The organism is Cytobacillus purgationiresistens (assembly GCF_030813235.1).
GTDB lineage: Bacteria > Bacillota > Bacilli > Bacillales > Cytobacillaceae > Cytobacillus > Cytobacillus purgationiresistens.
Genome location: NZ_JAUSUB010000024.1, coordinates 1 through 22116, shown reverse-complemented (window position 1 = coordinate 22116; position 22116 = coordinate 1). Strand labels below are relative to the sequence as shown.

Annotated in this window: 20 protein-coding genes; 12 read left to right on the top strand and 8 right to left on the bottom strand. The window is 39.0% G+C overall.

The genetic code is table 11. The features are described 5' to 3' along the window. Positions 1–80: 80 nt before the first annotated feature. On the bottom strand, positions 81–965 hold the full coding sequence (locus J2S17_RS21115) for a sulfurtransferase (protein WP_307477829.1): 885 nt from the start codon (positions 963–965) through the stop codon (positions 81–83). Between the two features lie 213 nt (positions 966–1178). Here J2S17_RS21115 and J2S17_RS21110 point away from each other — a divergent pair, with 213 nt between their 5' ends. Further along, positions 1179–2042 (top strand): AraC family transcriptional regulator, encoded by an 864-nt coding sequence (locus tag J2S17_RS21110; protein ID WP_307477828.1) that lies wholly within the window; start codon positions 1179–1181, stop codon positions 2040–2042. A 98-nt stretch (positions 2043–2140) separates the two neighbouring features. Here J2S17_RS21110 and J2S17_RS21105 read toward each other — a convergent pair whose 3' ends face one another. The 4 genes from J2S17_RS21105 to J2S17_RS21090 all read right to left on the bottom strand — a co-directional run bounded on the left by J2S17_RS21105 (position 2141) and on the right by J2S17_RS21090 (position 4851). Beyond that, positions 2141–3355, bottom strand: coding sequence for a CynX/NimT family MFS transporter (locus J2S17_RS21105; RefSeq protein ID WP_307477826.1), 1215 nt, complete (start codon positions 3353–3355; stop codon positions 2141–2143). 109 nt (positions 3356–3464) lie between these two features. Beyond that, positions 3465–3809 (bottom strand): hypothetical protein, encoded by a 345-nt coding sequence (locus tag J2S17_RS21100; RefSeq protein WP_307477824.1) that lies wholly within the window; start codon positions 3807–3809, stop codon positions 3465–3467. A gap of 116 nt (positions 3810–3925) precedes the next feature. After that, a complete protein-coding gene (locus J2S17_RS21095) occupies positions 3926–4477 on the bottom strand; it encodes a hypothetical protein (protein WP_307477823.1) in 552 nt (183 codons plus the stop codon). After that, positions 4474–4851, bottom strand: a complete 378-nt coding sequence (locus tag J2S17_RS21090) for a hypothetical protein (RefSeq protein ID WP_307477822.1) — start codon at positions 4849–4851, stop codon at positions 4474–4476. The genes J2S17_RS21095 and J2S17_RS21090 overlap by 4 nt, the downstream gene beginning before the upstream one ends. A gap of 314 nt (positions 4852–5165) precedes the next feature. On the opposite strand from J2S17_RS21090, the gene purU reads away from it, so the two are divergent. Beyond that, positions 5166–6065, top strand: a complete 900-nt coding sequence (gene purU / locus J2S17_RS21085; RefSeq protein ID WP_307477820.1) for a formyltetrahydrofolate deformylase — start codon at positions 5166–5168, stop codon at positions 6063–6065. Positions 6066–6262: 197 nt separating this feature from the next. Beyond that, a complete protein-coding gene (locus J2S17_RS21080) occupies positions 6263–6445 on the top strand; it encodes a hypothetical protein (protein WP_307477819.1) in 183 nt (60 codons plus the stop codon). Between the two features lie 291 nt (positions 6446–6736). On the opposite strand, the gene shc is transcribed toward J2S17_RS21080, so the two are convergent. Further along, a complete protein-coding gene (gene shc, locus J2S17_RS21075; RefSeq protein ID WP_307477817.1) occupies positions 6737–8620 on the bottom strand; it encodes a squalene--hopene cyclase in 1884 nt (627 codons plus the stop codon). A 180-nt stretch (positions 8621–8800) separates the two neighbouring features. On the opposite strand from shc, the gene J2S17_RS21070 reads away from it, so the two are divergent. The 4 genes from J2S17_RS21070 (at position 8801) to J2S17_RS21055 (ending at position 13711) form a co-directional block, all read left to right on the top strand. Further along, positions 8801–9847: a DUF2515 domain-containing protein gene (locus tag J2S17_RS21070; RefSeq protein ID WP_307477816.1), complete on the top strand. Its 1047-nt coding sequence runs from the start codon at positions 8801–8803 to the stop codon at positions 9845–9847. A 240-nt stretch (positions 9848–10087) separates the two neighbouring features. Continuing rightward, complete coding sequence (locus tag J2S17_RS21065) at positions 10088–11278, top strand: hypothetical protein (protein WP_307477815.1); 1191 nt, start codon at positions 10088–10090, stop codon at positions 11276–11278. Between the two features lie 20 nt (positions 11279–11298). After that, positions 11299–12537, top strand: coding sequence for a Zn-dependent hydrolase (locus tag J2S17_RS21060; RefSeq protein WP_307477813.1), 1239 nt, complete (start codon positions 11299–11301; stop codon positions 12535–12537). Continuing rightward, positions 12530–13711, top strand: coding sequence for an amidohydrolase (locus tag J2S17_RS21055; RefSeq protein ID WP_307477812.1), 1182 nt, complete (start codon positions 12530–12532; stop codon positions 13709–13711). Before J2S17_RS21060 ends, J2S17_RS21055 begins: the two co-directional genes overlap by 8 nt. 41 nt (positions 13712–13752) lie before the next feature. Here J2S17_RS21055 and J2S17_RS21050 read toward each other — a convergent pair whose 3' ends face one another. Further along, positions 13753–15006 (bottom strand): PucR family transcriptional regulator, encoded by a 1254-nt coding sequence (locus J2S17_RS21050; RefSeq protein ID WP_307477811.1) that lies wholly within the window; start codon positions 15004–15006, stop codon positions 13753–13755. Between the two features lie 100 nt (positions 15007–15106). Further along, on the bottom strand, positions 15107–16570 hold the full coding sequence (gene putP, locus J2S17_RS21045; protein WP_307477809.1) for a sodium/proline symporter PutP: 1464 nt from the start codon (positions 16568–16570) through the stop codon (positions 15107–15109). A gap of 470 nt (positions 16571–17040) precedes the next feature. Between putP and J2S17_RS21040 the strand changes: the two genes are divergently transcribed. Genes J2S17_RS21040 through J2S17_RS21020 form a run of 5 tightly spaced genes read left to right on the top strand, consistent with a single transcriptional unit; the run spans position 17041 to position 21548 of the window. Beyond that, positions 17041–18198: an ABC transporter substrate-binding protein gene (locus J2S17_RS21040; RefSeq protein WP_307477807.1), complete on the top strand. Its 1158-nt coding sequence runs from the start codon at positions 17041–17043 to the stop codon at positions 18196–18198. Between the two features lie 36 nt (positions 18199–18234). Then, positions 18235–19110 carry a branched-chain amino acid ABC transporter permease gene (locus J2S17_RS21035; RefSeq protein ID WP_307477805.1) on the top strand — a complete coding sequence of 292 codons (876 nt, stop codon included), beginning with the start codon at positions 18235–18237 and terminating at the stop codon, positions 19108–19110. A 12-nt stretch (positions 19111–19122) separates the two neighbouring features. Next, the gene (locus tag J2S17_RS21030) at positions 19123–20100 is read left to right on the top strand and encodes a branched-chain amino acid ABC transporter permease (RefSeq protein ID WP_307477803.1); all 978 of its coding nucleotides are present in this window, start codon (positions 19123–19125) and stop codon (positions 20098–20100) included. Beyond that, positions 20072–20845, top strand: a complete 774-nt coding sequence (locus tag J2S17_RS21025) for an ABC transporter ATP-binding protein (RefSeq protein ID WP_307477801.1) — start codon at positions 20072–20074, stop codon at positions 20843–20845. The genes J2S17_RS21030 and J2S17_RS21025 overlap by 29 nt, the downstream gene beginning before the upstream one ends. Next, positions 20838–21548 (top strand): ABC transporter ATP-binding protein, encoded by a 711-nt coding sequence (locus J2S17_RS21020; protein ID WP_307477799.1) that lies wholly within the window; start codon positions 20838–20840, stop codon positions 21546–21548. The genes J2S17_RS21025 and J2S17_RS21020 overlap by 8 nt, the downstream gene beginning before the upstream one ends. Positions 21549–22116: the final 568 nt, after the last annotated feature.

Here is a 22116-nt window from a genome sequence, read left to right as displayed (position 1 = left end):
AAATCCCATGGAGGCCCATAAATCTTCGCCTACATGGGATATATTCAACTTTAGGAAAATGCATGATGGATTATCCTTAATTACTTACTATTTGTTTCAAGCGGCAATTCAGGGTTTGCAGCCCACTCTGTTAATGATCCGTCATAGACTGCTACATCTTTCTTTCCTAGCTTGTGTAACACAAGCGCGTTCCAAGTAGCAGCAATTCCACTTCCACAATAAGTTATGACCTGCTTATCGTCTGAGAATACTCGAGCTGGTTCCAAGTTCTGTTTTAACTGACTATCTTCCAGGAGCTTGCTTTTACTAAGGTCTAAATGTGACGCAATAAAGATATTCACACTGCTTGGTATATGGCCTCTTCTTCCATAAGTGTTCGTTTCGCCGGCATAGTCCTGTGGTGAAAGACTATCAATAATAACTTTGCTATCATCGGAAATCGCAGCTCTCACATCTGCAGCCGTTGCAAGCAGCTCTTGTCTGCGACTGTAATCGAACGTGGCTTCTTGATAGGTGTCTTGTTTATCTGAGACAGGTTTGCCGTCTGCAGCCCACTTTTTAAGACCGCCCTCTAAAACAGCGACATTGTCATAGCCTTCAAATCTTAACTGCCACCAAAGTCTGGAAGCCCAGCTGGATGGTCCAGTCCCTTGATCATAGACAACTACGTAGGTCTCCTCGTCGCCTATACCAAGTTGGCCGATTTTTTTGGCAAAGTAGTCATGAGAAGGAATCGTGAAAGCATGCTTGCCATTCGGGTCGGATAACTCCTGGTAAAGATCTGCATAAACCGCACCTGGGATATGGCCTTTATCATATGTTTCTTTCCCTGACCAAATTTTATAATAGCCTTCACCATTGTCAGGACGCTGTAAAAACGTAGTTGCATCAAGCAGGCGAAGTCTAGGATCATTCAATCTTTCTTCCAGCCAGTCTGTATCCACAATTAAAGGTAGAGAACTCATTAATAACGCCTCCTTTTGATATTAAGCTAAATATATAATAAAACTCATTGAAATACTAAGGATTGAGCTTGTTCCAATATAGTCTGTTGAAAAGAGGAAATGGACAATTTAGAGGGAATTAAATAATGTGATATCCAACCTGACAAAAGTGAGCATAGAAAGACAGGATTGTTCAAATAAAAGACGATAAGATGAATGCAAGGAGTGACAATTATGGCTTGGTTACAATTTATCCAAACAGCAATTGATTATATGGAGGAACATTTATTGGAAGACTTAGACATCGAGGAAGTTGCTAAACAGGCTGGTTCTTCATCCTATCATTTTCAAAGAACCTTTGCGCTGCTGACAGATTGTTCTGTTAGCGAGTACTTAAGAAGGAGAAGGCTGTCGCTTGCAGCCAAGGAATTGTCTGAGACAAATGAGAGGATTATTGATATTGCTTATAAATACGGCTATGACACTCCCGAGGCCTTCTCAAAGGCTTTTCGAAGGCAGCATGATATGACGCCTACAGAAGCAAGAAAGTTTAGGGGAAGGCAGCAATTTTTTGAACGCCTGGTGATTCAGGTGACATTGAAAGGGGCAGAACCTGTGAAATTTAATGTGGTTGAAAAGGGTAAATTTAACGTAATCGGTATGAAGCGGAACTATTCATTGGAAAACGGTGAGAATCTACTTGAAATACCCAAGCTTTGGAATGAAGTGAATTCTAATGGTACCATCGACAAATTATGCCGATTTAATAATGGGCATATAAAGGGTGTCTTAGGAGTATGTGTGGACCAGGGTCCAGACTTGCAGGAAGGAAAGATTGACTATTGGATAGCAGTAGAAACGACTGACGGCAGAGGAGGGGAGTTCCAAACATTAGAAATTCCTGCATCTAAATGGGTCGTATTTGAAGTGAAGGGGCCGATGCCGGAAGCAATGCAAACAACATGGAAGAAAATCTTTTCTGAATGGTTTCCGACAAGCGGCTATGAACATGCTGGTACACCGGAGATGGAAGTGTATCCTGAGGATGGCTCTGATACAAGCGAATTTTATTCAGAGATTTGGATTCCAGTGAAATAGGTATAAATGTAACGAGGACTGCTCCACTTTAGTCCTCGTCTTTTTAAAGGAAAGGTGTCCGTGAAAAACTCCTATCCAAATGGAAGGAGTTTTTTTCTTTAGGCACTTGTCGTTGAAGCTTCGTTATTTTCTTCAGAAACAAACTGATCCCTTCCGGCTCCAATTCCTGCAAAAGTAAATATGATTGCCGCCACAATTAGCAGTGCAAGCGGAATGGTCCAGCTGTGAAAAAGGTCGTAGAGAAGACCGATTAAGAAAGGACCAGCTGCTGCCAGCAAATAGCCAAAAGACTGTGCCATTCCTGATAAGTCAGCGGCCTGTTTAGCATTAATTGCTCGAAGACTGATCAAAGTGAGTGAATGACTAATCGCAGCGCCTAATGCCAGACCAACTAGAATGATGCTGATGATGATAAAAGAAAGGCTGGAGCTGAAGAATACGCCAGTCAAGCCGGCAATCATTAAAGTCCCAATCCCAAGTGCAATTCCTTTTTGATGAGAGAGCCTCGTTGCGATGATAGGTATAATGAAACTCGTAGGAAGTCCTGCATATTGCATTAAAGTTAGCATCCATCCAGCCGTTTCAAGCTTAAGACCTCGACTAGTGAGAATTTCTGGAAGCCAGGCGCAGAAACTGAAAAAGATCAATGATTGTAAACCCATAAATAAAGTAATCTGCCAGGCAAGTGGAGAACCCCATAAAGACGAAATGGAGGTTTGGATTGTTGCTTTCTTTTGCGTCCGTGATTTTCTTTTTACATGTGGCAGCCACAGAAAAATAGCTAATAAAGTTAGGACTGCCCACATGCTTAGAGCTGACTGCCAATCCAAAGCAATGTTCACTAAGGAAATGCTAAGACCGGGTGCAAGCCCTGCACAGATTCCCATTGATAAAGTATAAACTCCAGTCATCAGTCCAACTTTCAGTGGATACTTTTCTTTCACTATACTAGGTAACAGAACATTACAGATAGCAATGCCCAGCCCGATGAAAATCGTTCCGCTAAATAAAAAAATGAGAATGCCGGAAGAGCGCAGCATAATACCAGAACCTAGAATCATTAACCCAATCAGCACAGCCATCTCACTGCCAAGTTTATTTGCTATTTTAGGAGCGAAAGGAGATATAATTGCAAAGGCAATTAAAGGTAGAGTGGTCAATAAACCCGCTGTTCCATTGGATAATCCAATATCCTCCTTAATAGAACTGATTAATGGACCTATAGAAGTGATAGCTGGTCTTAGATTAAAGGCTACAACGATGATTCCAAGGATGAATAGACTGTTCTTCATCTTGTCTTGTGTGGGGTTCATGGGATTTCAGCTCCTATACGATATGCTATTGTGAGATAACGTGAATATTATAAAGAATATTCTAACTTTTGTATAGGGCTTTTTCACTTTATTACTTGAAATCGTTAAATTAAGATCTATCTTTTTTTACATAGCCATTAGAGGACGAAGCCATTGCTCTGAAGAGTTGTGTATGCATACTGCCTTGAACAATTTGTTCGAGAAAGAAAGAACTAATCATCTTTTGATATTCTTCATCATCAAACATTTTTTTGTTTTGCAGCTCCATTTCAGCTAAACCTTCATAAGTGGTAAGAAGGGTATACGTATGATCTTGTCCGGAGATAGGGGTGAGCAATTCAACTTTATGGTTGAAATGTTCATGGCGAAAGTCTGCCATCTTATGAAGATTTTCCAATGCTTCCTTAAATTGATCTTGTTTAATTTCAAAGGTTTGATATACATAAATAGCCATCACTTTACCTCCAAAGGATATGATTTCATTTTTTTATTTTTATCTATTTGGATAAGATTATTCTTTGAAAAATAGGGTAAATAAAAAAAGCACCTGAATAAAAGGTGCTTAAACGTTTATTTTTTGAATACCTTATCGACAATTTCATTTACTGACATATCGCTATCTACTTCAAAAGTACCTGGGCGGAGGTCATTTTCAAGCTTTCTTTTCTCAACTGCATTGAAGAAATCCATTGCTTTGTTGATGATTTTAGCGCTTTCAAGTGCTTTTCCGACGTCAATACTTGTCATACCAGATGTAACTGTAAGCATTGTGCGGTAAACAATTTCTCCATCAGCTTCCTTATTTTTCTCAGCTTTTTTTGCTTCGTCTTTTAGCTTTGTATTTTCATTCTTGATGTTTTCGGCTTCAGTAAGACTATCGTTTATTTCTTTCCATTCATCATCAGTGTGAATGATGAAACCCGCTGATTGAAGAGATGTTTTCATATCTTCTTCATTCATGCTTGTACCAGCTTTGGCTGTTTCTACCGGTTCTTCTGCGGGTGCTTTTTCAGCAGCTTCTGTGTTTTTCGATTCATTTGGCTCAAGGAAGTAAGTAATCCCTAGAATAACAGCTGCAACGATTAATCCGCCTGCAAAGCTGCGCATTGTTTTTTCACTCATTGGGCTACTTTGCTCCTTTCAACCTTGTGTTTCCCATATGGAGCTAGAAGTCTTTCAGCTTCTTGGACAGCGATTTTCTTCTTAGAAGCAATGCTCTCATAGGAGTAGCCTCGTCTGTACAGATCAATGATCTCACGAAGCAACATCCTATGATCAGAAGTGTGAGAAGAAACTCCGGATTCATTTGCTGTAATTTCAGCATCTATCTCCATGCGTTTGATTTGCTGTTGTAACTGATGAATTTCATCCATTAAGGAAAAAGAAACTTGGTCAATATGTAGCTCCTGCTGTGAGGTCGTTTGCTTTGCCTTAACAAATGATAAAATGAGCAATACGACAGCTAAACCAAGTAAAATGGCTAAGACCCATTCCATCGATAAATCCTCCCTTATATGAAACTATTTTCCTGTGATTTTTTAATTATACCTTCCTTTGGAAAGGAATTCGATTAATTTTAACAAAATCCCACAAAAGTCATGTTTTTGTGACAAAAATAGGAGAAAGTTGACAGTCTCCAATACAAGTATAAGTGAAAAGAAATATATTTCAAGTAAACCGCTTTATCGCTGTGATTTTTGCTTGCTATCCTTTTTTTTTAGTAATGGCTAATGATTGTATAGAATATAATCATTGAATCCTGAAACCATACAGTATAAAATGCAAAATAAAAAAGAAAAAGGGGTAAGCAATGAACTTGGTAATTAATGCTCAAAAGGAACGCTATAAAGAAAGGCAAAAAAATAGAGGAAGACTCCTCATTAAATGCCATGATCAAAGAGGTATTGTAGCGGCAGTATCTAAGTATCTTTTTCAATATGAAGCGAACATCATTGAATCCAGTCAGTACTCCACTAATCCAGAAGGGGGAAGCTTCTTCATACGGATTGAATTTGAATGTCCCAACCTGGAAGAGAAAGCTGCAGGAATGAAAAGCAATTTCCAAGCGATTGCAGATGAATTTGTGATGGAGTGGAGATTGCAACTAGTAAGTGAATTAAAGAAAACGGCAATCTTTGTTTCTAAAGAACTTCATTGCCTAAGAGAAATTTTAGTTGAATGGCAAGATGGAGATATGATGATGGAGATTCCGCTTGTGATAAGCAATCATGAGACAGCGAGAGAGATGGTGGAATCGCTTAATATCCCTTTCTATCATATTCCGGCTACGAAGGATAACCGTTTAGAAGCAGAACAGCAGCAGTTGAAGCTTCTGGATGAGTATGATATTGATTTGATTATATTAGCAAGATATATGCAAATTTTAACTCCTGCATTTGTAGCTGCCCACCCGTATAAAATCATTAATATCCATCATTCCTTTCTGCCAGCTTTTGTTGGTGCCAGGCCATATGACCGCGCATATGATCGCGGAGTGAAAATCATTGGGGCGACCTCGCATTATGTCACGAACGAGCTTGATGAAGGACCAATTATTGAACAGGATATTAAAAGAGTCGATCATAGAGATCATGTAGAAGATTTAAAAAGAACGGGCCGTTCAATCGAAAGAAGTGTGCTTGCCAGAGCGGTTAAGTGGCATGTTGAAGATCGGATTATCGTTCATGGAAATAAAACAGTTGTTTTCTAAAATAAAAAAATAAGTCATTCCTCCTGCCTCTAGATTATTCTAGAGGTTATTTTTTATGGTTAAAACTATATCAATAAAGCAATGAAAGCGCTTGTACTAAAGCAGTAAAATAGTCCTTTTCATGTGCACCAGTCGGAGTTCAAGCGCACTCTTGGCAAGCGACAGCTTCTTATGGCTCCACTATTGGTTATAAAGGCATGCATCTGGCTGCAAAATCTATGGCTTTATCACTTTATGATTTACTGGAAAATAAAGATATTGTCCAAAAAGCAAGAGCGGAATTTATAAAGCAAACAGAGGGTAAACTATATGAATGCGGTATACTAGAAGACTTATTGCCTCCGAATGCAACTCCGGTTAGTCAGCTAGTGAATATGTAGAACTGAAGTGGAGGTTTTTGCTATTGAAAAAATAGGTTGACCATTTGGTGAGAAGGAAAATGATTAAGAAGAGTTAAGAGCGGGTTCTGCCCCATCTAAATGGAAAATAGGAGGAGTAAGGGAAGTAAAACAGAAATACTGCCCAACCTCAAACAAAAAATAGCAGAGGATGGGGAAGTGAAATCGAAATACTGCCCTATTCATTCAAAAACCAAAGATGTCAGTGACATAACAAATATCAACAATCTAAACGACTTAGTTTAACAGTCGTTTTTCTTTTTCCATAAGCTTTTATTCGAGTATCTCTTTATATTTACTCTGATAATGTGAAAGCGCAAGTAGTGGAAAAAGATATCGATAGCTATGATAATGAAAGTATATGGTGCCAGCTAGCCCTTGGCCAGCTGGGTAATCCTCGCTCCAATCATTCTGATTTAAAGAACGCAGAAGAAAGCGTACAGCGTCCTGCATCTTTTTATCGGGTTTATCCGAGACAGCAATGAGGGCATCGAGTGCCCAAGCGGTGTGAGTGAGCGTGCTAACAGTAAGCGGAACATAGGTCTTCTTTTTATCACTATAACAAGATTCTCCCCATCCGCCGTCATTGTTTTGGATAGATTTCAGCCATTTTACAGCTTTTCGTATGGAAGAATCATTTTTAGAAACACCTGATGCTGATAAGCCTGTCACCGCTGCCCATGTCCCGTAAATATAACAAATTCCCCAGCGTCCATACCAAGATCCATTCTTTTCTTGATTCTTATTTAGCCATTCAATTCCACGTGTGAGTGAGCGGTCATCCTTTGACAGGTCTGTATATTTACCAAGAAACTCTATTGCTCTGCCGGTTAAATCAGCACAGCTTGGATCGGTAAGAATAAACTCGCTATCCTGTATGGGCATCATTGCTAAAAGCTTACTATTCGTATTTTTCTCAAATGCTGGCCATCCGCCGTCTTCATTTTGCATCGAAATGATCCACCTTACCCCTTTATTCCATGATTGACTTACTTTATTGTCTACATGAACTTCACGGGTGATGGCCCTTAAAGAAGCGGTTGAATCGTCAATATCCGGTTGGAAGGTGTTTACATTTGAAAATCCCCATCCTCCAGGTTTTGCAGTCTTATTGTGAATTACCCAATCTCCATATTTACTATGCTGCCGTTCCAGGAGATAGGATGTTGCTTTTTTTATCATTGGGTCTGAAGGTTTAACACCAGCCTCTTGTAAAGCATAACTAATTAAAGCGGTATTCCAAACTGTAGGAGTTGTAAATTGCATATGGGTATGACCCTTAATTTTTGTTTGCATGGAATATAATCCTTTAACTGCATTTTGAATAAGTGGATCATTTTTGGGATGTCCAAGTGAAAGTAAAGAAAAAATCATTAAGAAGGTGGAGCTGAAATAACCGAAAAGGCTACCATCGGGCTCAATGCGATTAACCATATATTGCTTTGCTCTACTCATTGCCAGCAAATGCAGTTCCTTTGGCAAGCCAATTAATTTTTTGACGCCCTCTTGTATGACAGAATGCAATGTACGCCATTCATGGGAGCGGGACCAGCTAAAAAAAGGATCTTCCCTAGTCGTGTATAAATCAGATAAATCAGGACTATTTTCGGTTTTTATTCCAAATTTTTTATTGCCGACAATCATCAAAGGAACAAGGTTTGCTCTTCCGTAAACAGATATACTATAGAAATTAACGGGAAGTACAAGAGGGAGGATGACGAGTTCAATGGGCAGCGGGAAGAAGGATGGCCACTTATGCTGTCCTGTTACTGAAAGGATTACTTTTGTGAGGAAATGGGTTTCTTCTATCCCTCCATTTGCTAAGATAAAACGTTTTGCTTTTTTAAGACGTTCGTCTTTTTTACTTATATAGCCTGAATAGAGAAGTGCGAAATATGCTTCTACCGTTGCAGAAAGATTTCCATTGTGTTCATCCTTAAATAGTTTCCATGCACCATTTGCTTCTTGCTTGCTTAAAATCCTCTCCATTAAGTCTTTAATTAAGACTTCATCATTAATTTCTAATGTTCTTAATAAAATAATCATATACGCATCTGGGGATATACTAAATTCAAAAGGATAATCCCAAGAACCATACTGTGATTGATCATCCCGTAGTTGGTCTATCAGTTGATTGATTCCATCATTTATCTTCATATAATTATCACTCTTTCACGTAAGAATTCTTTTTACATTCCTATTCATTGGACAAATTCATCATTCGCGAAGGAGGTAATTGTTATCTTTTTTCTGAAAAAATGGTTCCATCATTCGCAGCTTTCCCCCCAGCTTAAAGCGCTAAAAAAAGAACTGCGTAGAAATGATAAAGGTGTTTCGATGAAAGATACACTTTTATTAGAAGAGGAAAAAATCATCTCATTAATTAAAGAAAAGACGGCTTCTCTCAATGTAAATAATATCACTCGAACAAAAGCATATCTTGATTTTTACATAAAACACCCTACAATACATTGGTCATTTCTAGCTCATATGGTATCAAGGAATGCTGGATGGAATATGACGGATTTAAAAGGAGAGTTATTAAGAAGAATGTTATCAGAGAAAGAGCAAGAAGCTTTTTTTAGTTTTATGGAAAGAGCGAACTGGCTTATCTTTCAAGATGCATTTCCGCAACTTTTATTGTATGAGGAAAGTTTGCGCAAAGGAAAACCATTATACCATCTGCTACACTCCTTAAAGGTTTCTACTTTCATGGAAACTATATGGAATCAGTTGTGGGAAAGGCATGATCCCTATATATTAACCACAGCACTCATTGTCAATGAACAAAATTATATAGAAGATAGAGTAGTCAATAACCCGTATTATCAAAAACAGGTGATTCACACGATGGAGTTTAAGCTACAAGATTTTTTTTCGTTTAATCATATTCTTTTTCCATATACCAAAAGCGGTATCGTTCATTTTACCGGACAAACAGTCCATTTATTTGATGAGTTAAATGAGCGCATTCTATTGGGGAAAAGGCTGTACACTCTGTTGTTTCAGAATGCTTCCTGGCTAAGGCAAGTAGTTCATTGGGCAGTAAACAATGAGCATACAGGATCCCGAAAAGATTATTGGCCACATATTTTCAGCCAGTTATATGAAAATAATCCTAGCCTTCCTTATCAATTAAAGCTTTCAAACGGTAAATTAAGGACAGGAGCAAGCAAATTTTATAGCCCAGTACTGCAATATGCATGGAATAATCGGATGCATGTCGCTTCAGAAGATGGTGACTGGTATGGTGAACCGACTGTAATTGATTATCTCTTGGATGATAAGAAGAAAGTGGATGGAGAAATCAAAAAAGAATATTGCCATTCACTTGAAAAGTTGGAGTTGGCTGTCGTTGCAAAAAGTATGCTTTTATTGGAATAAATGATATATAAATGGGAGTAATTTGATGAATACAAAAAATAAAACTACTGAATAATTATTCGGTAGTTTTTCGTACTTATCCCTGTATTTTCAAGTGTTAAGCAAATAGACTGCTTTAAAGCGCTTGCAATTTATTTAATTTTTTAAAATTATGATAAAATATTAAATAATCTTTCAATTTGATAATTTTGGTGATATTATAGTGAAATACTAATTAGAGAAAATAAGGAAGTGAAGCAAGTGTCGCAGTTATTAGCATTAGTTATTTTAGTAGGAATTTTGTTTATAGGAGACGTAGTAGCTGTTCGTACAAAGGCATGGGTTCCATCTATCTTTATTTGTGCAGTCCTGTTTCTGCTAGGATATTGGACATTCTTCCCGAGTGATATTGTCGAGATAGCAGGTGTACCTCCAGCGGTTGCAACAATGCTTATGTATTTGCTTATTACCAATATGGGAACACTGCTATCTATTCAAGAGCTAAAAAATCAGTGGAAGACTGTGTTAATTGCTTTATCCGGTATCCTGGGCATCATTGTTGTTTTATTCGGAATTGGTACCTTCTTATTTGGATTTGAAACGATTGTGGTCGCCATTCCGCCACTAGTAGGAGGAATCGTTTCCGCTTTAATTATGTCTGAGGCAGCGCAAAACGCTGGGCTGATATCTTTATCCGTGTTTGCTATCGTCATTTATGTCATGCAAGGCTTTGCGGGATACCCCTTAACATCGATTGTGTTAAAAAAAGAAGGGAAAAACTTACTTAAGAAATATCGCAATGGAGAGCTTGCTGTAAAGCGTGCGGACAAAGAAACGGCAGCGTCAGCAGAGCAGCCAGAATTGAAGCTGTTTAGAAGATTACCAGAAAAGTATAATACTGATTTCTTTAAGTTTTTTAGATTATCACTAGTTGCTTATTTAGCCTATTTAGTGTCAGTGCTTCTCGCTCCGGTTGTCTCAGTCAGTCCATTTGTTCTTTGCTTATTATTTGGTGTGATTGCTACAAGTGCTGGCTTTTTGGAAAAGCAAGTTTTACAAAAAGCAAATGGATTTGGATTTGCTATTATGGCGCTCATGTTATTCATATTTGATGGTCTTAAACAGGCTACACCGGGAATGATGATGGAAATTCTTTACCCCCTTATAGCATGTATCGTCCTGGCAGTTATCGGCATGTATTTGTTCTCATTCTTCATGGGGAAGTTGTTGAAAGTGAGTAAAGAGATGGCCTTCGCTGTTTCATTGACAGCGTTATATGGGTTTCCAGCAGACTATATTATTACCAATGAGGTCATTAAAGCTTTAACAGAAGATGAAAAAGAAAGAGAAGTGCTGACAAGTCACATGCTTCCTCCTATGCTGGTGGGTGGATTTGTAACAGTAACCATTGTTTCGGTTATTCTAGCTGGGATATTCGTCGGTTTCTTATAAAATATAGGAGAGTGATAGTCGTGGATGAATTACAAAGAAAGATAGAAGATCATATTAAAGCGTTAAGTCAGTTCACAGCAACACCTGACGAAGGTACCACTCGCCTGACGTACAGCAAGGAAGATTTACAGGCCCGTGCTTATATTAAAGAAGTAATGAAGTCTTATGGCCTTGTCGTACGTGAGGATGGTTTTGGTAATATATTTGGAAAGCTGGAAGGAGAGTTAGAAGGACCAAGTGTCCTAATCGGCTCTCACTTTGACTCTGTCCCTCATGGAGGAGATTATGATGGACCAGCAGGTGTGATTGCAGGGCTTGAAGTCGCTGGATTATTTTTCGAGAAAAATATAAAACCGGAATATCCACTCGAAGTGATTGCATTAATTGAAGAAGAGGGCTCAAGATTCGGTGGAGGATTAATGGGTTCTCGGGGTATGACAGGGAAATTAAGCGAGGAAGATTTTGCCCGCTTAAAAGATAAAGGAGGAATCACAACAGTAGAGGCAATGAAAGCTATCGGACTGAATCCCGCACTTTCTAAGCAGAGAGATCCGCAGTCGATCAAAGCCTTTCTAGAGCTTCATATTGAGCAAGGTCCTATTCTAGAAGAAAAAGAGATTAAGATTGGCATTGTCGAATCGATTGTAGGATTGACGCAATTGGAAGTAACGGTTGAAGGTAAAGCCGGTCACGCAGGAACAACTCCAATGGACGCAAGGTCTGATGCACTCATCGCAGCAGCAGAAGCGATCACACAATTACCGAAGTTAGCGATTGTAGAAGGCTCAGGTACTGTGATAACGGTTGGGCAATTGAATGTTTTTCCGAACGGTTCGAATGTCATTCCTAATAAAGTAGTCTTTACTATCGACATTCGTTCAACTGTTGAGGATAAAATGATCAATGTGATGGAAAAGGCGAAGGAAATCATTCTTTCTGCAAACAAAACAGGGGTTAAAACATCGATAGAGCAGCAATTGTATATGGAACCTAAATATTTAAATGAAGAAGTACGCTCAATTTTAAAAGAAGAGAGCACAGACCTTGGCATACAGCATACCTCCATACATAGCGGTGCTGGTCATGATGCAATGGTTTTTGCTGATGTTACAGCAGCGGGGATGATCTTCATTCCAAGTAAGGATGGACTGAGTCATTGTCCTGAAGAATGGTCGGATGCAAAGGATATTGCAACTGCAGTGAGAATTCTATTTGAAACGGCAAAAAAATTAACGGGGGCGAAAGTGAGTCATGGTTAATAGACAAATAAAAGAAAAAATCATTCGCTTAAGTGGTGAATTAACAGCATTGCGCAGAAAGTTTCATAGTGAACCAGAGCTATCTTGGGAAGAATTCAAGACAACTGCATTTGTATGTCAGTACTTAGATGAATTGGGCATTTCATATAAAAAGACCGAGCCTACAGGTGTTATTGCCGAGATAAAAGGTGGAAAACCTGGAAAGACCGTCGCGTTAAGAGGGGATATGGATGCCTTATCTGTTGAAGAGTTAAACAAAGATTTGCCGTATGCTTCTAAAGAAGAAGGGAAAATGCATGCTTGCGGCCACGATGCTCATACAGCGATGCTTCTTATTGCTGCTAAAGCTTTAAATGACATCAAGGGTGATTTACCGGGAAATGTGAGACTAATATTTCAACCTGCCGAAGAAGTTGGAAGAGGTGCAAAGGCAATGGTTGAGCAAGGTGCGATGACAGGGGTGGATAATGTTTTTGGCATTCATATTTGGTCACAGATGCCGACCGATAAAGTTGCCTGTACACCGGGCCCTCAATTTGCTTCCGCAGACATTTTTAATATTCACTTCAAAGGTCAAGGGGGACATGGAGCGATGCCGCAAGATTGTATCGATGCTGCAGTGATCGCCTCTTCTTTTGTAATGAATGTTCAGTCAATCGTATCAAGAACCATTGATCCTCAAGCTTGCGCGGTAGTGACAGTTGGGAGAATGGATGTTGGAACTAGATTTAATATCATCGCTGAAAATGCCAAGATTGAAGGAACTGTTCGTTGTTTCGATCCTGCGGTGCAAGATCATGTTGAAACACAGATTTCCCATTATGCCAAGCAGGTCGCAGCTACTTATGGCGGAACAGCAGAGGTTGAATACATCAGAGGGACCCAGGCCGTAATCAACGGAGAATTCAGCGCTAAACTTGTACAACAAGTCGCAGTGGAAAGCTTTGGAGAAGAAGTGTTATACGATGAAAAGCCAACAATGGGCGGAGAGGATTTTAGCTTCTTTTTAGATGAAGCACCTGGCAGCTTTGCATTAGTAGGCAGCGGTAATCCTGAAAAGAACACAGAATGGGCTCATCACCACGGCAAATTTAACATTGATGAAGCTGCGCTTGTAACAGGAGCAGAACTTTATGCACAATATGCTTGGGCTTACTTACATGAAGAGAACTAAATAGAAGGTAAAGCCGAGATCCTAGAGGATCTCGGCTTTTTCTATAATAATTGCTTAGATACAATTGCGCGTTTTCGTTTAAGCAACTGTAAGTCTATATACAATTGGCAGCGCGTATTAAAGTCATCAAAATTGATGTTCGTCAGTTGAGTGATTTTCTTTAAACGGTATTTCAAGGTGTTGTCATGAACGAAAAGGTCCTCTGCAGTGGGTTTTATTTTACAATTATTCATTAAATAATGTTCAAGTGTGCCCAAATAATTGGTTTGATCGGATTGATCCTTTTTAAATAATATCAGTATATCCTCATTTGTATAATTCGTTTCTTTATTATGCTGTTCGATCGTTTCTAGATAACGTAATGTTTTTAAATTTTTATATTCTATCGGCAATGATTTCTCTTTATTAAAAAACATAGAAGTTCTAATTACTTCCAATGCTTCCGTGTAGCTTTGTCTCACTTTATAAATAGATGAATATTCATTTCCAATTCCAACAAGAATCGAATATTTGTCATATTGAGCGATAGTGGACTTGGCTAACTCAATTGCGCTGCTTGCCAGACTGTCCTCTTCAGAAGAATGGCTCGCTAATAGGATAATAATTTCTAGATTATTAAAGAAAATATAAGTAGAGTGAGTCATATTATTTGCCAAGAGTCTGATTGAATTGGTTACTTCTTCAAAACTGGATTCGTCGCCTTCCTCAATTTTAAAGACATTCACTATAAAAGTTTTAGGCAGCGTCACTTTTGCGCTTGCTGCTTCAATCTTTAATTGATGTTTGGAATGGAATGCATTTTCAATTACCTTTTCATAAAAGTAATGATCCTCCTCGTTTTTCCCTTCCTTAAAAAGTTTCTGTTGATTAAGGAGAAAAGCAATATGAGAGGATGCATCTTGAAGGTATTTGAGCTCCCTTTCTTTTAGACGGGGAGTCGTTTCCTGAATCCAAATATAACCGAATACCTCATTTTGATAAACAGCACTAACGACCACTCGTTTATTTAAATGAATGTCTTTCATTGCTTTTATTCGAAAAGGTTTTTTAAAATGACTTAATTGATCAATAATACCTTCATCCATAAACCTTTCATGTATAGAAACAGGCCATTGCTTATTAAAGATAGTCTGTTTATTAACCTCATCATAGTCCTCAGTATAATATGAGCTGTAAGCAAGTAATGAAAAATGGGCGTCTTCGATGACGACGGGCTTCTTTAATTGAATACTCACTATTTCTGCGATTTCTTCTATATTTGTTGAGCCTTCAATTCTTTCTATTTGATAATCCAAAAGACACCCTCCTGTATTCCTGAAAAACTTTCGCACCTTTTATTATACAAAAAAAAAGCCAGACAGTGAATGTCCGGCTCTCATGTGTATATTGCCAATATTATTTAAGTGCTTTCTCATACTTATCGAAATCTTCTTCAACTGCTTTTGAAGGTTTTTTAGTCATTAAGCTAACTGCAACGATAGCAATTAAACTTACTGCGAAACCTGGAATGATTTCGTATAATGTATCAGATAAACCGACAGCTGACCAGATGATAACAGTTGCAGCCCCAGAAATCATTCCTGCAAGCGCACCCCAGCTAGTCATGCGTTTCCAGTATAAGCTTAGAATAATCAGTGGTCCAAATGCAGAACCAAATCCTGCCCATGCATACCCTACAAGGCTAAGGATGGTGGCATTCTTTTCCCAAGATAATGCTAGCGCAATTATAGAAACGACTAGTACGGCTGTTCTTCCGATGAAAACTAATTCTTTATCTGATGCTGATCTGCGGAAGAATGTTTTATAAATATCTTCAGTTAAAGAGCTTGAAGTCACAAGTAGCTGCGAAGATACAGTACTCATAATAGCAGCTAAAATAGCAGCGATAATAAATCCAGTAATAAGTGGATGGAATAAAATTTCCCCTAATACGATAAAGACAGTTTCAGGATCGTCTAATACATGGTTCGTATTTGCAAAAAATGCGATTCCCACAAACCCAATAAACATTGCGCCAACGATACAGAAAATCATCCATGCCATGCCGATAACAGTAGCTTTTTTAATTTGTTTTACCGAGCTAATTGCCATGAAGCGAACAATGATATGAGGCTGACCAAAGTAACCGAGACCCCAAGCTAGTAAAGAGATAATTCCCAATATAGTGGTTCCACGGAAGATGTCAAGGTAAGCAGGATTAATCGAACGTGCAGTATCAACTGCATCACCTAGTCCTCCGACATGGAATAAAGTAACGATTGGAACGAGAACAAGCGCGATAACCATGATTAACCCTTGAACTAAATCCGTTAAACTTACAGCAAGGAAACCGCCAAATAGGGTATAAGCGATTGTGACACCAGCGACAATTAATAATCCTGTTGTATAGTTCATACCGAATATGCTTTCAAATAATACCCCGCCTGAAACCATCCCCGAAGAAACATAAAAAGTGAAGAAAATCAGAATAACAAGGCCAGAAACCATGCGGAGAACTCGTGATTTATCGTCAAATCTGTTCTCAAGGTAGCCTGGAATGGTGATGGAGTCGTTAGCGATCTCTGTATATGTACGAAGCCTTGGTGCCACATACACCCAGTTTAATAAGGCACCAACTGTTAAACCAATAGCAATCCATGATGCGCTTAAGCCCGTAGCATACATGGCTCCTGGAAGCCCCATTACCAGCCAGCCGCTCATGTCGGAAGCCCCTGCACTCAAAGCTGTAACTGTTGGTCCAAGTGTCCTTCCTCCTAGCATATAATCAGAAAGATTTGATGTTCGTTTGTAAGAATAATATCCAATCCATAGCATACCTAGCATATAGATCGTTAGTGAGATAATAATACCAGTATTCATATTGTTTCTCCCTTCAAATTAATTAAGTGTCCGTTAAATATAAGTCAGTTCGGAACGCCTTTAGGTGGGAATAGTTAAAATTATAGAAAAACTCGGGTTATCTGCAATTCTAGGTTCCACCAATTATGTAATTTTATTTATACCAATTAGACATATATTTTCTACTGAGTATACGCTAGTTAAAATATAGTATACGCAATGAAAAAATCAATTATATCAATTATATCAATACACCTAACCGACACTTTATTAATAATAAAGTGTTATTGAAGTTATATCAATATATTTTTAAAACAATTATCAGCTTGTTTTTTTGTCGTTAATGGACAAAGGAAGGTTTTTTTTTACAGTTAGAATGTGTAAGAGAATAGATTGTATTATTAAATATTATTATTTACTTTGCGATATATTTGTATTTTAATAGTAATATAGTTTTGAAAATTTGAATATTTCCAACAGGGGGCTAGGCAATGAAAGGTATGTTTAAGAAATTAGTAGGAGTAACAGCGTTTTCAAGTTTACTTTTTTTATCCGCATGTGGTGGAAACAGTGAGCAGGCTGGTGGAGATAGCGAAGGCGCAAGCGATGGAAAGGTGAAAGCAGATGTAGGAGTAGTTTCTTTCATTACTGGCTCTGGCGCTGCCTATGGAGAAGCGATTAAGGGAGGCCTCGAGCTGGCTAAAGAAGAAATTAATGAAAAAGGCGATGTTGAGCTTAACCTTATTTTTGAAGATTCCGCTGGTAAGCAGGATCAAGCTTTAACTGCTGCGCAAAAACTAATTAATTCAGATAATGTTACTGCTATTATTGGACCAACGCTAAGTACAGAAATGAATGTAGTAGGTCCTGAAGCAGACTTGAGCGGTGTACCGATTATTGGAACATCGACAACCGCTGAAGGAATTCCGCAAATTGGGGATTATGTTTTCCGAAATTCAATTCCAGAAGCATTAGCTATTCCAGCTTCTATGGAAAAAGCAATAGAGAAATATGACGCGAAAAAAGTAGCGTTGATTTATGGGAACGATGATGTATTTACAAAATCAGGATTCGATACGATGAAAGCAACTGCTGAAAAAATGGGATTAGAAATCTTAACTACTGAAACATTTCAAAAAGGCCAATCAGATTATAATGCGCAACTGACTAAAATCAAAAGTTATAAACCAGATTTGATTCTAGCTTCAGCTTTATATAATGAAGGTGCTGTAATCATGGATCAGGCTAGAAAGATGGGCATTGATGTACCGTTTGTAGGAGGAAATGGATTTAACTCTCCTGAAGTAATTAAAATTGCTGGTGATTCTTCAGATGGACTAATCGTAGCTACTCCATGGTATGGAGAAAAGGAAGATCCTAAAGTACAAGGATTTGTCAAAAAATTCAAAGAAAAGTACGGCAATGATCCAGACCAATTTGCTGCACAGGCTTATGACGCACTTTATATTTTAGCTGATGCAATTAAAAATGCTGGTGAGGCAGATCGTGATAAAGTTCGTGATGCATTAGCAGAAACAAAAGATTTTGAGGGTATTTTAGGAAACTTCTCTTTCGATGAAGAGGGAGATGTAATAATGGATCCAACAGTATTAGTTATAGAAGATGGGGAATTTGTAGTTTTTGAATAAAAATCGTGATGAAATCATGTTAGAAGGTGAGACACCGTGCTTATAGAACAGTTAATTAACGGTATTACCCTGGGCAGCATTTATGCAATTGTTGCTCTAGGTTTTACTCTTGTATTCGGCGTATTAGGCATCATTAATATGGCACATGGGGAAATCTTTATGTTTGGCGCCTTTATCGGTGTCATGATTACATCCAGTCTAAAAGCCCCCCTCTGGGTGGCTTTCGCTGGGGCAATTGTAATTACAGCAATTATGGGATACATGCTTGAGAGATTTGCATTACGACCTTTAAGACATAAACAAGGCGTGTCTCATTTAGCGCCGCTCATTAGTACGATTGGTGTTTCCATTTTGCTGGAGAATTTATCCCATCATTTATTTGGGGCTGGAAATCACCCATTCCGTGCTAGCTTTGCAGAAATTAATTTTCAAATTGGATCGATAACCGTGTACCTCGTTCAAATTGTCATTTTTGTTATTTCGATTATATTGATGCTTACACTTTCATTTTGGCTTGGTAAAACGAAGGCTGGTAAAGCTTTACGTGCGACAGCAGAAAACCTGGAAACAGCAAGCCTACTCGGAGTGGACACGAAGAGAACGATTACTATGACAGTCATTATAGCTTCTGCAATGGGAGGCATCGCTGGTATTCTCGTAGGAATGGCTTTCAACTCAGTCACTCCGCAAATGGGTCTTTCAATGGGGTTAAAGGGACTGGCAATTATTATTCTAGGTGGAATGGGCAGTGTAAGAGGAGCGATGGCAGGAGGACTTATTTTAGGTTTAGCAGAAACCTTCATCGTTGTGTACGGAGATTCGGGCTATCGTGATGCAATTGCATTCTTAGCAATCATCATTATTCTCCTCATTAGGCCACAAGGATTATTTGGCCAGAAAATTTCAACGTAAGAAGGTGAAACAATGATTGCAGAACTTATTAATCCATATTACTTACAAGTCGCATCCTTTATGTTAATCAATATTATTCTTGGTATTAGTGTTTACATTACACTTTCCACTGGTCAGCTTTCCTTAGCAAACGCTGGATTTATGGGAATCGGTGCTTACACTTCTGCGCTATTAACGATTCATTTTGAACTTCCAATCGTAGTCGGTATCATTGCTGGTGCACTAGTTGCTGCAATTTGTGGAATTTTAATCGGAATTCCGACGCTGCGGCTGCAAGGGGTATACTTGGCCATAGTTACCCTAGGGTTTGGAGAAGTCATTCGGGTGGTCTTTGTCAACTGGGAAACGTTAACGAATGGATCTGTCGGTATTTCGGGAATTCCCCATATTGGCCGGGAAATTTTAAGCACTTTGCAAGGTTTTGGGTTCAATCCATCCATGCTGGGGCTGCAGAATAATCAATTTATCTTTTTATCAATATTTACCCTCCTTTTGCTTGTTACAATCTTTATTATCTGGTTCTTCAGAAGACAGCATTCTTCTCGTGTGGGACGAGCTTTTGCTGCAATAAAGCTGGATGAAAAGGCTGCAGAGTCAATGGGAATCAATATTACCTATTATAAAGTATTAGCTTTTGCTCAAGGAGCTTTAGTTGCAGGTTTTGCTGGCGCCATGTATGCACATATCCTTGCTTATATCAGCCCAGCTGATTTTGCCTATCACCGTGCTGTTGAAATTTTGATATTTGTGGTATTCGGAGGCAGTGAGGTCATTTGGGGACCAGTATTCGGTGCATTTTTCCTTACTTTGATGCCTGAGGTCCTAAGGTTTATAAGTGAGTATAGATACATGATTTACGGTCTGATCATTATAATCATGATGGCTGTACGTCCGCAAGGTTTAATTGATGTAAATATGCTGAATTGGTTCAAAAGGAAGCGTGTGAAAGGGGGGCATAAACATGGTGCTGGAAATCAAAAAGGTATGTAAAAATTTTGGCGGTCTCAGCGCCTTGACAGATGTGACCTTTTCCATCAATCAAGGAGAAATTTTCGGATTGATAGGGCCGAATGGTGCTGGAAAAACAACCATGTTTAATTTAATCACATCCATGTTTATTCCAACCTCTGGTGAAATTTTATTTAATAATGAGAATATTAACGGATTGAAGTCTCATGTCATCACTGAAAAAGGAATCTGCCGGACATTCCAAAATATCCGGCTTTTTCCGCAAATGACAGCTGCAGAAAATGTTATGGTTGGAGAACACTGCCGCAGTAATGCCGGGGTTTTGAGAAGTGTTTTTCGCACAAAGTCCCAGCGTCAGGAAGAAACCAAGATAAGAGAAACAGCTGAAGAGCTCCTGGAATTTGTTGGGCTTTCTGATTATAGTGAAGTCGTTTCAGAAAACCTTGCCTATGGCCAGCAAAGAAGGCTCGAAATTGCCAGGGCATTGGCTAGCAGGCCGGAACTACTATTACTGGATGAGCCAGCAGCTGGAATGAATGAAACCGAGACAAGTGATTTATTTGATTTAATTAAGAAAATCCAAAGTAAAGACATTACAGTACTGTTAATCGAGCATGATATGCCGCTTGTCATGAAGCTTTGCGATCGGATTGCCGTACTGAACTTTGGGAAAAAGATTGCAGAAGGTACACCAGAAGAAATTCAAAATCATCCGGATGTAATCGAGGCCTACCTCGGGAAGGAGGAGGATGAGCTTTATGCTTAAAGTAAGTGGTATCGACGCCTATTATGGCAAGATTCAAGTCTTGAAAAATGTGTCATTGCAAGTTGAAGAAGGCAGCATCGTAACCATATTAGGTGCGAATGGCGCAGGAAAAACAACAACGATGAAGTCAGTATCTGGACTATTGAAGCCCCAAAAAGGGAAAATAGAGTTCCTTGGTGAAGATGTTACAGGGCTTCGGCCCGACCAACTCCTTCGAAAAGGGATTGCTCTTGTTCCTGAAGGGCGACAGATACTAGCAGGAATGACGGTGCTCGAGAATTTGGAGATGGGTGCTTATCACCGCAAGGATAACGAAGTCGAAAAAGATCTTAACAAAATGATGGAGCGATTTCCAATCTTGAAAGAGCGTGAAAAACAGCTTGGAGGCACGCTATCTGGCGGTCAGCAGCAAATGTTAGCAATCGCCAGAGCCATAATGAGCAAACCAAAGCTTCTCCTATTAGATGAGCCTTCAATGGGGCTTGCACCACTCATCGTATCCGATATTTTTAAAATCATTAAAGAGATTAATGGGTCAGGTACGACCGTATTGCTGGTCGAGCAAAATGCTAGGCAGGCGTTAAGGATATCCGATTCCGGATTTGTCCTAGAAACAGGAAAGATAGTAGCAGAGGGCAAGGCGAATGAGCTCCTGAATGATTCACGAATTATGGAAGCTTATTTAGGAAAGAAATCCAGTTGAATTGGCTGAATAGAGGCTGTCCAGAAAGTCGAATGATCGTGACTTTTTGGGCGGCCTCTTTGTTTTGCACAGGTTAGAGCGGGTTATTTATGAGTTAGGTCAGAAAAAAAAGGGATTTGGCAAGATTAATTGGGATTAGGCCAGAAAAAGTAAAATTTGGACAAAATTATCTATGAATTAAATTTAATTACTAGTTGTCCAAACTAGTGCCCGAATAGAGAAGAAAAGCCAGAAAGGGTTAACTAGTTGACCAAACTAGTTCCCGAATGGAGAAGGAAAGCCAGAAAGGGTTAACTAGTTGACCAAACTAGTGCCCTAATGGAGAAGGAAAGCCAGAAAGGGTTAACTAGTTGACCAAACTAGTGCCCGGATGGAGAAGAAAAGCCAGAAAGGGTTAACTAGTTGACCAAACTAGTGCCCGGATGAAGAAGAAAAGCCAGAAAGGGTTAACTAGATGTCCAAACTAGTGCCCGAATGGAGAAGGAAAGCCAGAAAGGGTTAACTAGTTGACCAAACTAGTGCCCGGATGGAGAAGAAAAGCCAGAAAGGGTTAACTAGTTGACCAAAC

Coding starts and splice junctions, on each gene's coding strand:
- J2S17_RS21115 (WP_307477829.1), bottom strand. CDS start 965: ATGAGTTCTCTACCTTTAATTGTGGATACAGACTGGCTGGAAGAAAGA.
- J2S17_RS21110 (WP_307477828.1), top strand. CDS start 1,179: ATGGCTTGGTTACAATTTATCCAAACAGCAATTGATTATATGGAGGAA.
- J2S17_RS21105 (WP_307477826.1), bottom strand. CDS start 3,355: ATGAACCCCACACAAGACAAGATGAAGAACAGTCTATTCATCCTTGGA.
- J2S17_RS21100 (WP_307477824.1), bottom strand. CDS start 3,809: ATGGCTATTTATGTATATCAAACCTTTGAAATTAAACAAGATCAATTT.
- J2S17_RS21095 (WP_307477823.1), bottom strand. CDS start 4,477: ATGAGTGAAAAAACAATGCGCAGCTTTGCAGGCGGATTAATCGTTGCA.
- J2S17_RS21090 (WP_307477822.1), bottom strand. CDS start 4,851: ATGGAATGGGTCTTAGCCATTTTACTTGGTTTAGCTGTCGTATTGCTC.
- purU (WP_307477820.1), top strand. CDS start 5,166: ATGAACTTGGTAATTAATGCTCAAAAGGAACGCTATAAAGAAAGGCAA.
- J2S17_RS21080 (WP_307477819.1), top strand. CDS start 6,263: ATGCATCTGGCTGCAAAATCTATGGCTTTATCACTTTATGATTTACTG.
- shc (WP_307477817.1), bottom strand. CDS start 8,620: ATGAAGATAAATGATGGAATCAATCAACTGATAGACCAACTACGGGAT.
- J2S17_RS21070 (WP_307477816.1), top strand. CDS start 8,801: ATGAAAGATACACTTTTATTAGAAGAGGAAAAAATCATCTCATTAATT.
- J2S17_RS21055 (WP_307477812.1), top strand. CDS start 12,530: ATGGTTAATAGACAAATAAAAGAAAAAATCATTCGCTTAAGTGGTGAA.
- putP (WP_307477809.1), bottom strand. CDS start 16,570: ATGAATACTGGTATTATTATCTCACTAACGATCTATATGCTAGGTATG.
- J2S17_RS21040 (WP_307477807.1), top strand. CDS start 17,041: ATGAAAGGTATGTTTAAGAAATTAGTAGGAGTAACAGCGTTTTCAAGT.
- J2S17_RS21030 (WP_307477803.1), top strand. CDS start 19,123: ATGATTGCAGAACTTATTAATCCATATTACTTACAAGTCGCATCCTTT.
- J2S17_RS21025 (WP_307477801.1), top strand. CDS start 20,072: ATGGTGCTGGAAATCAAAAAGGTATGTAAAAATTTTGGCGGTCTCAGC.
- J2S17_RS21020 (WP_307477799.1), top strand. CDS start 20,838: ATGCTTAAAGTAAGTGGTATCGACGCCTATTATGGCAAGATTCAAGTC.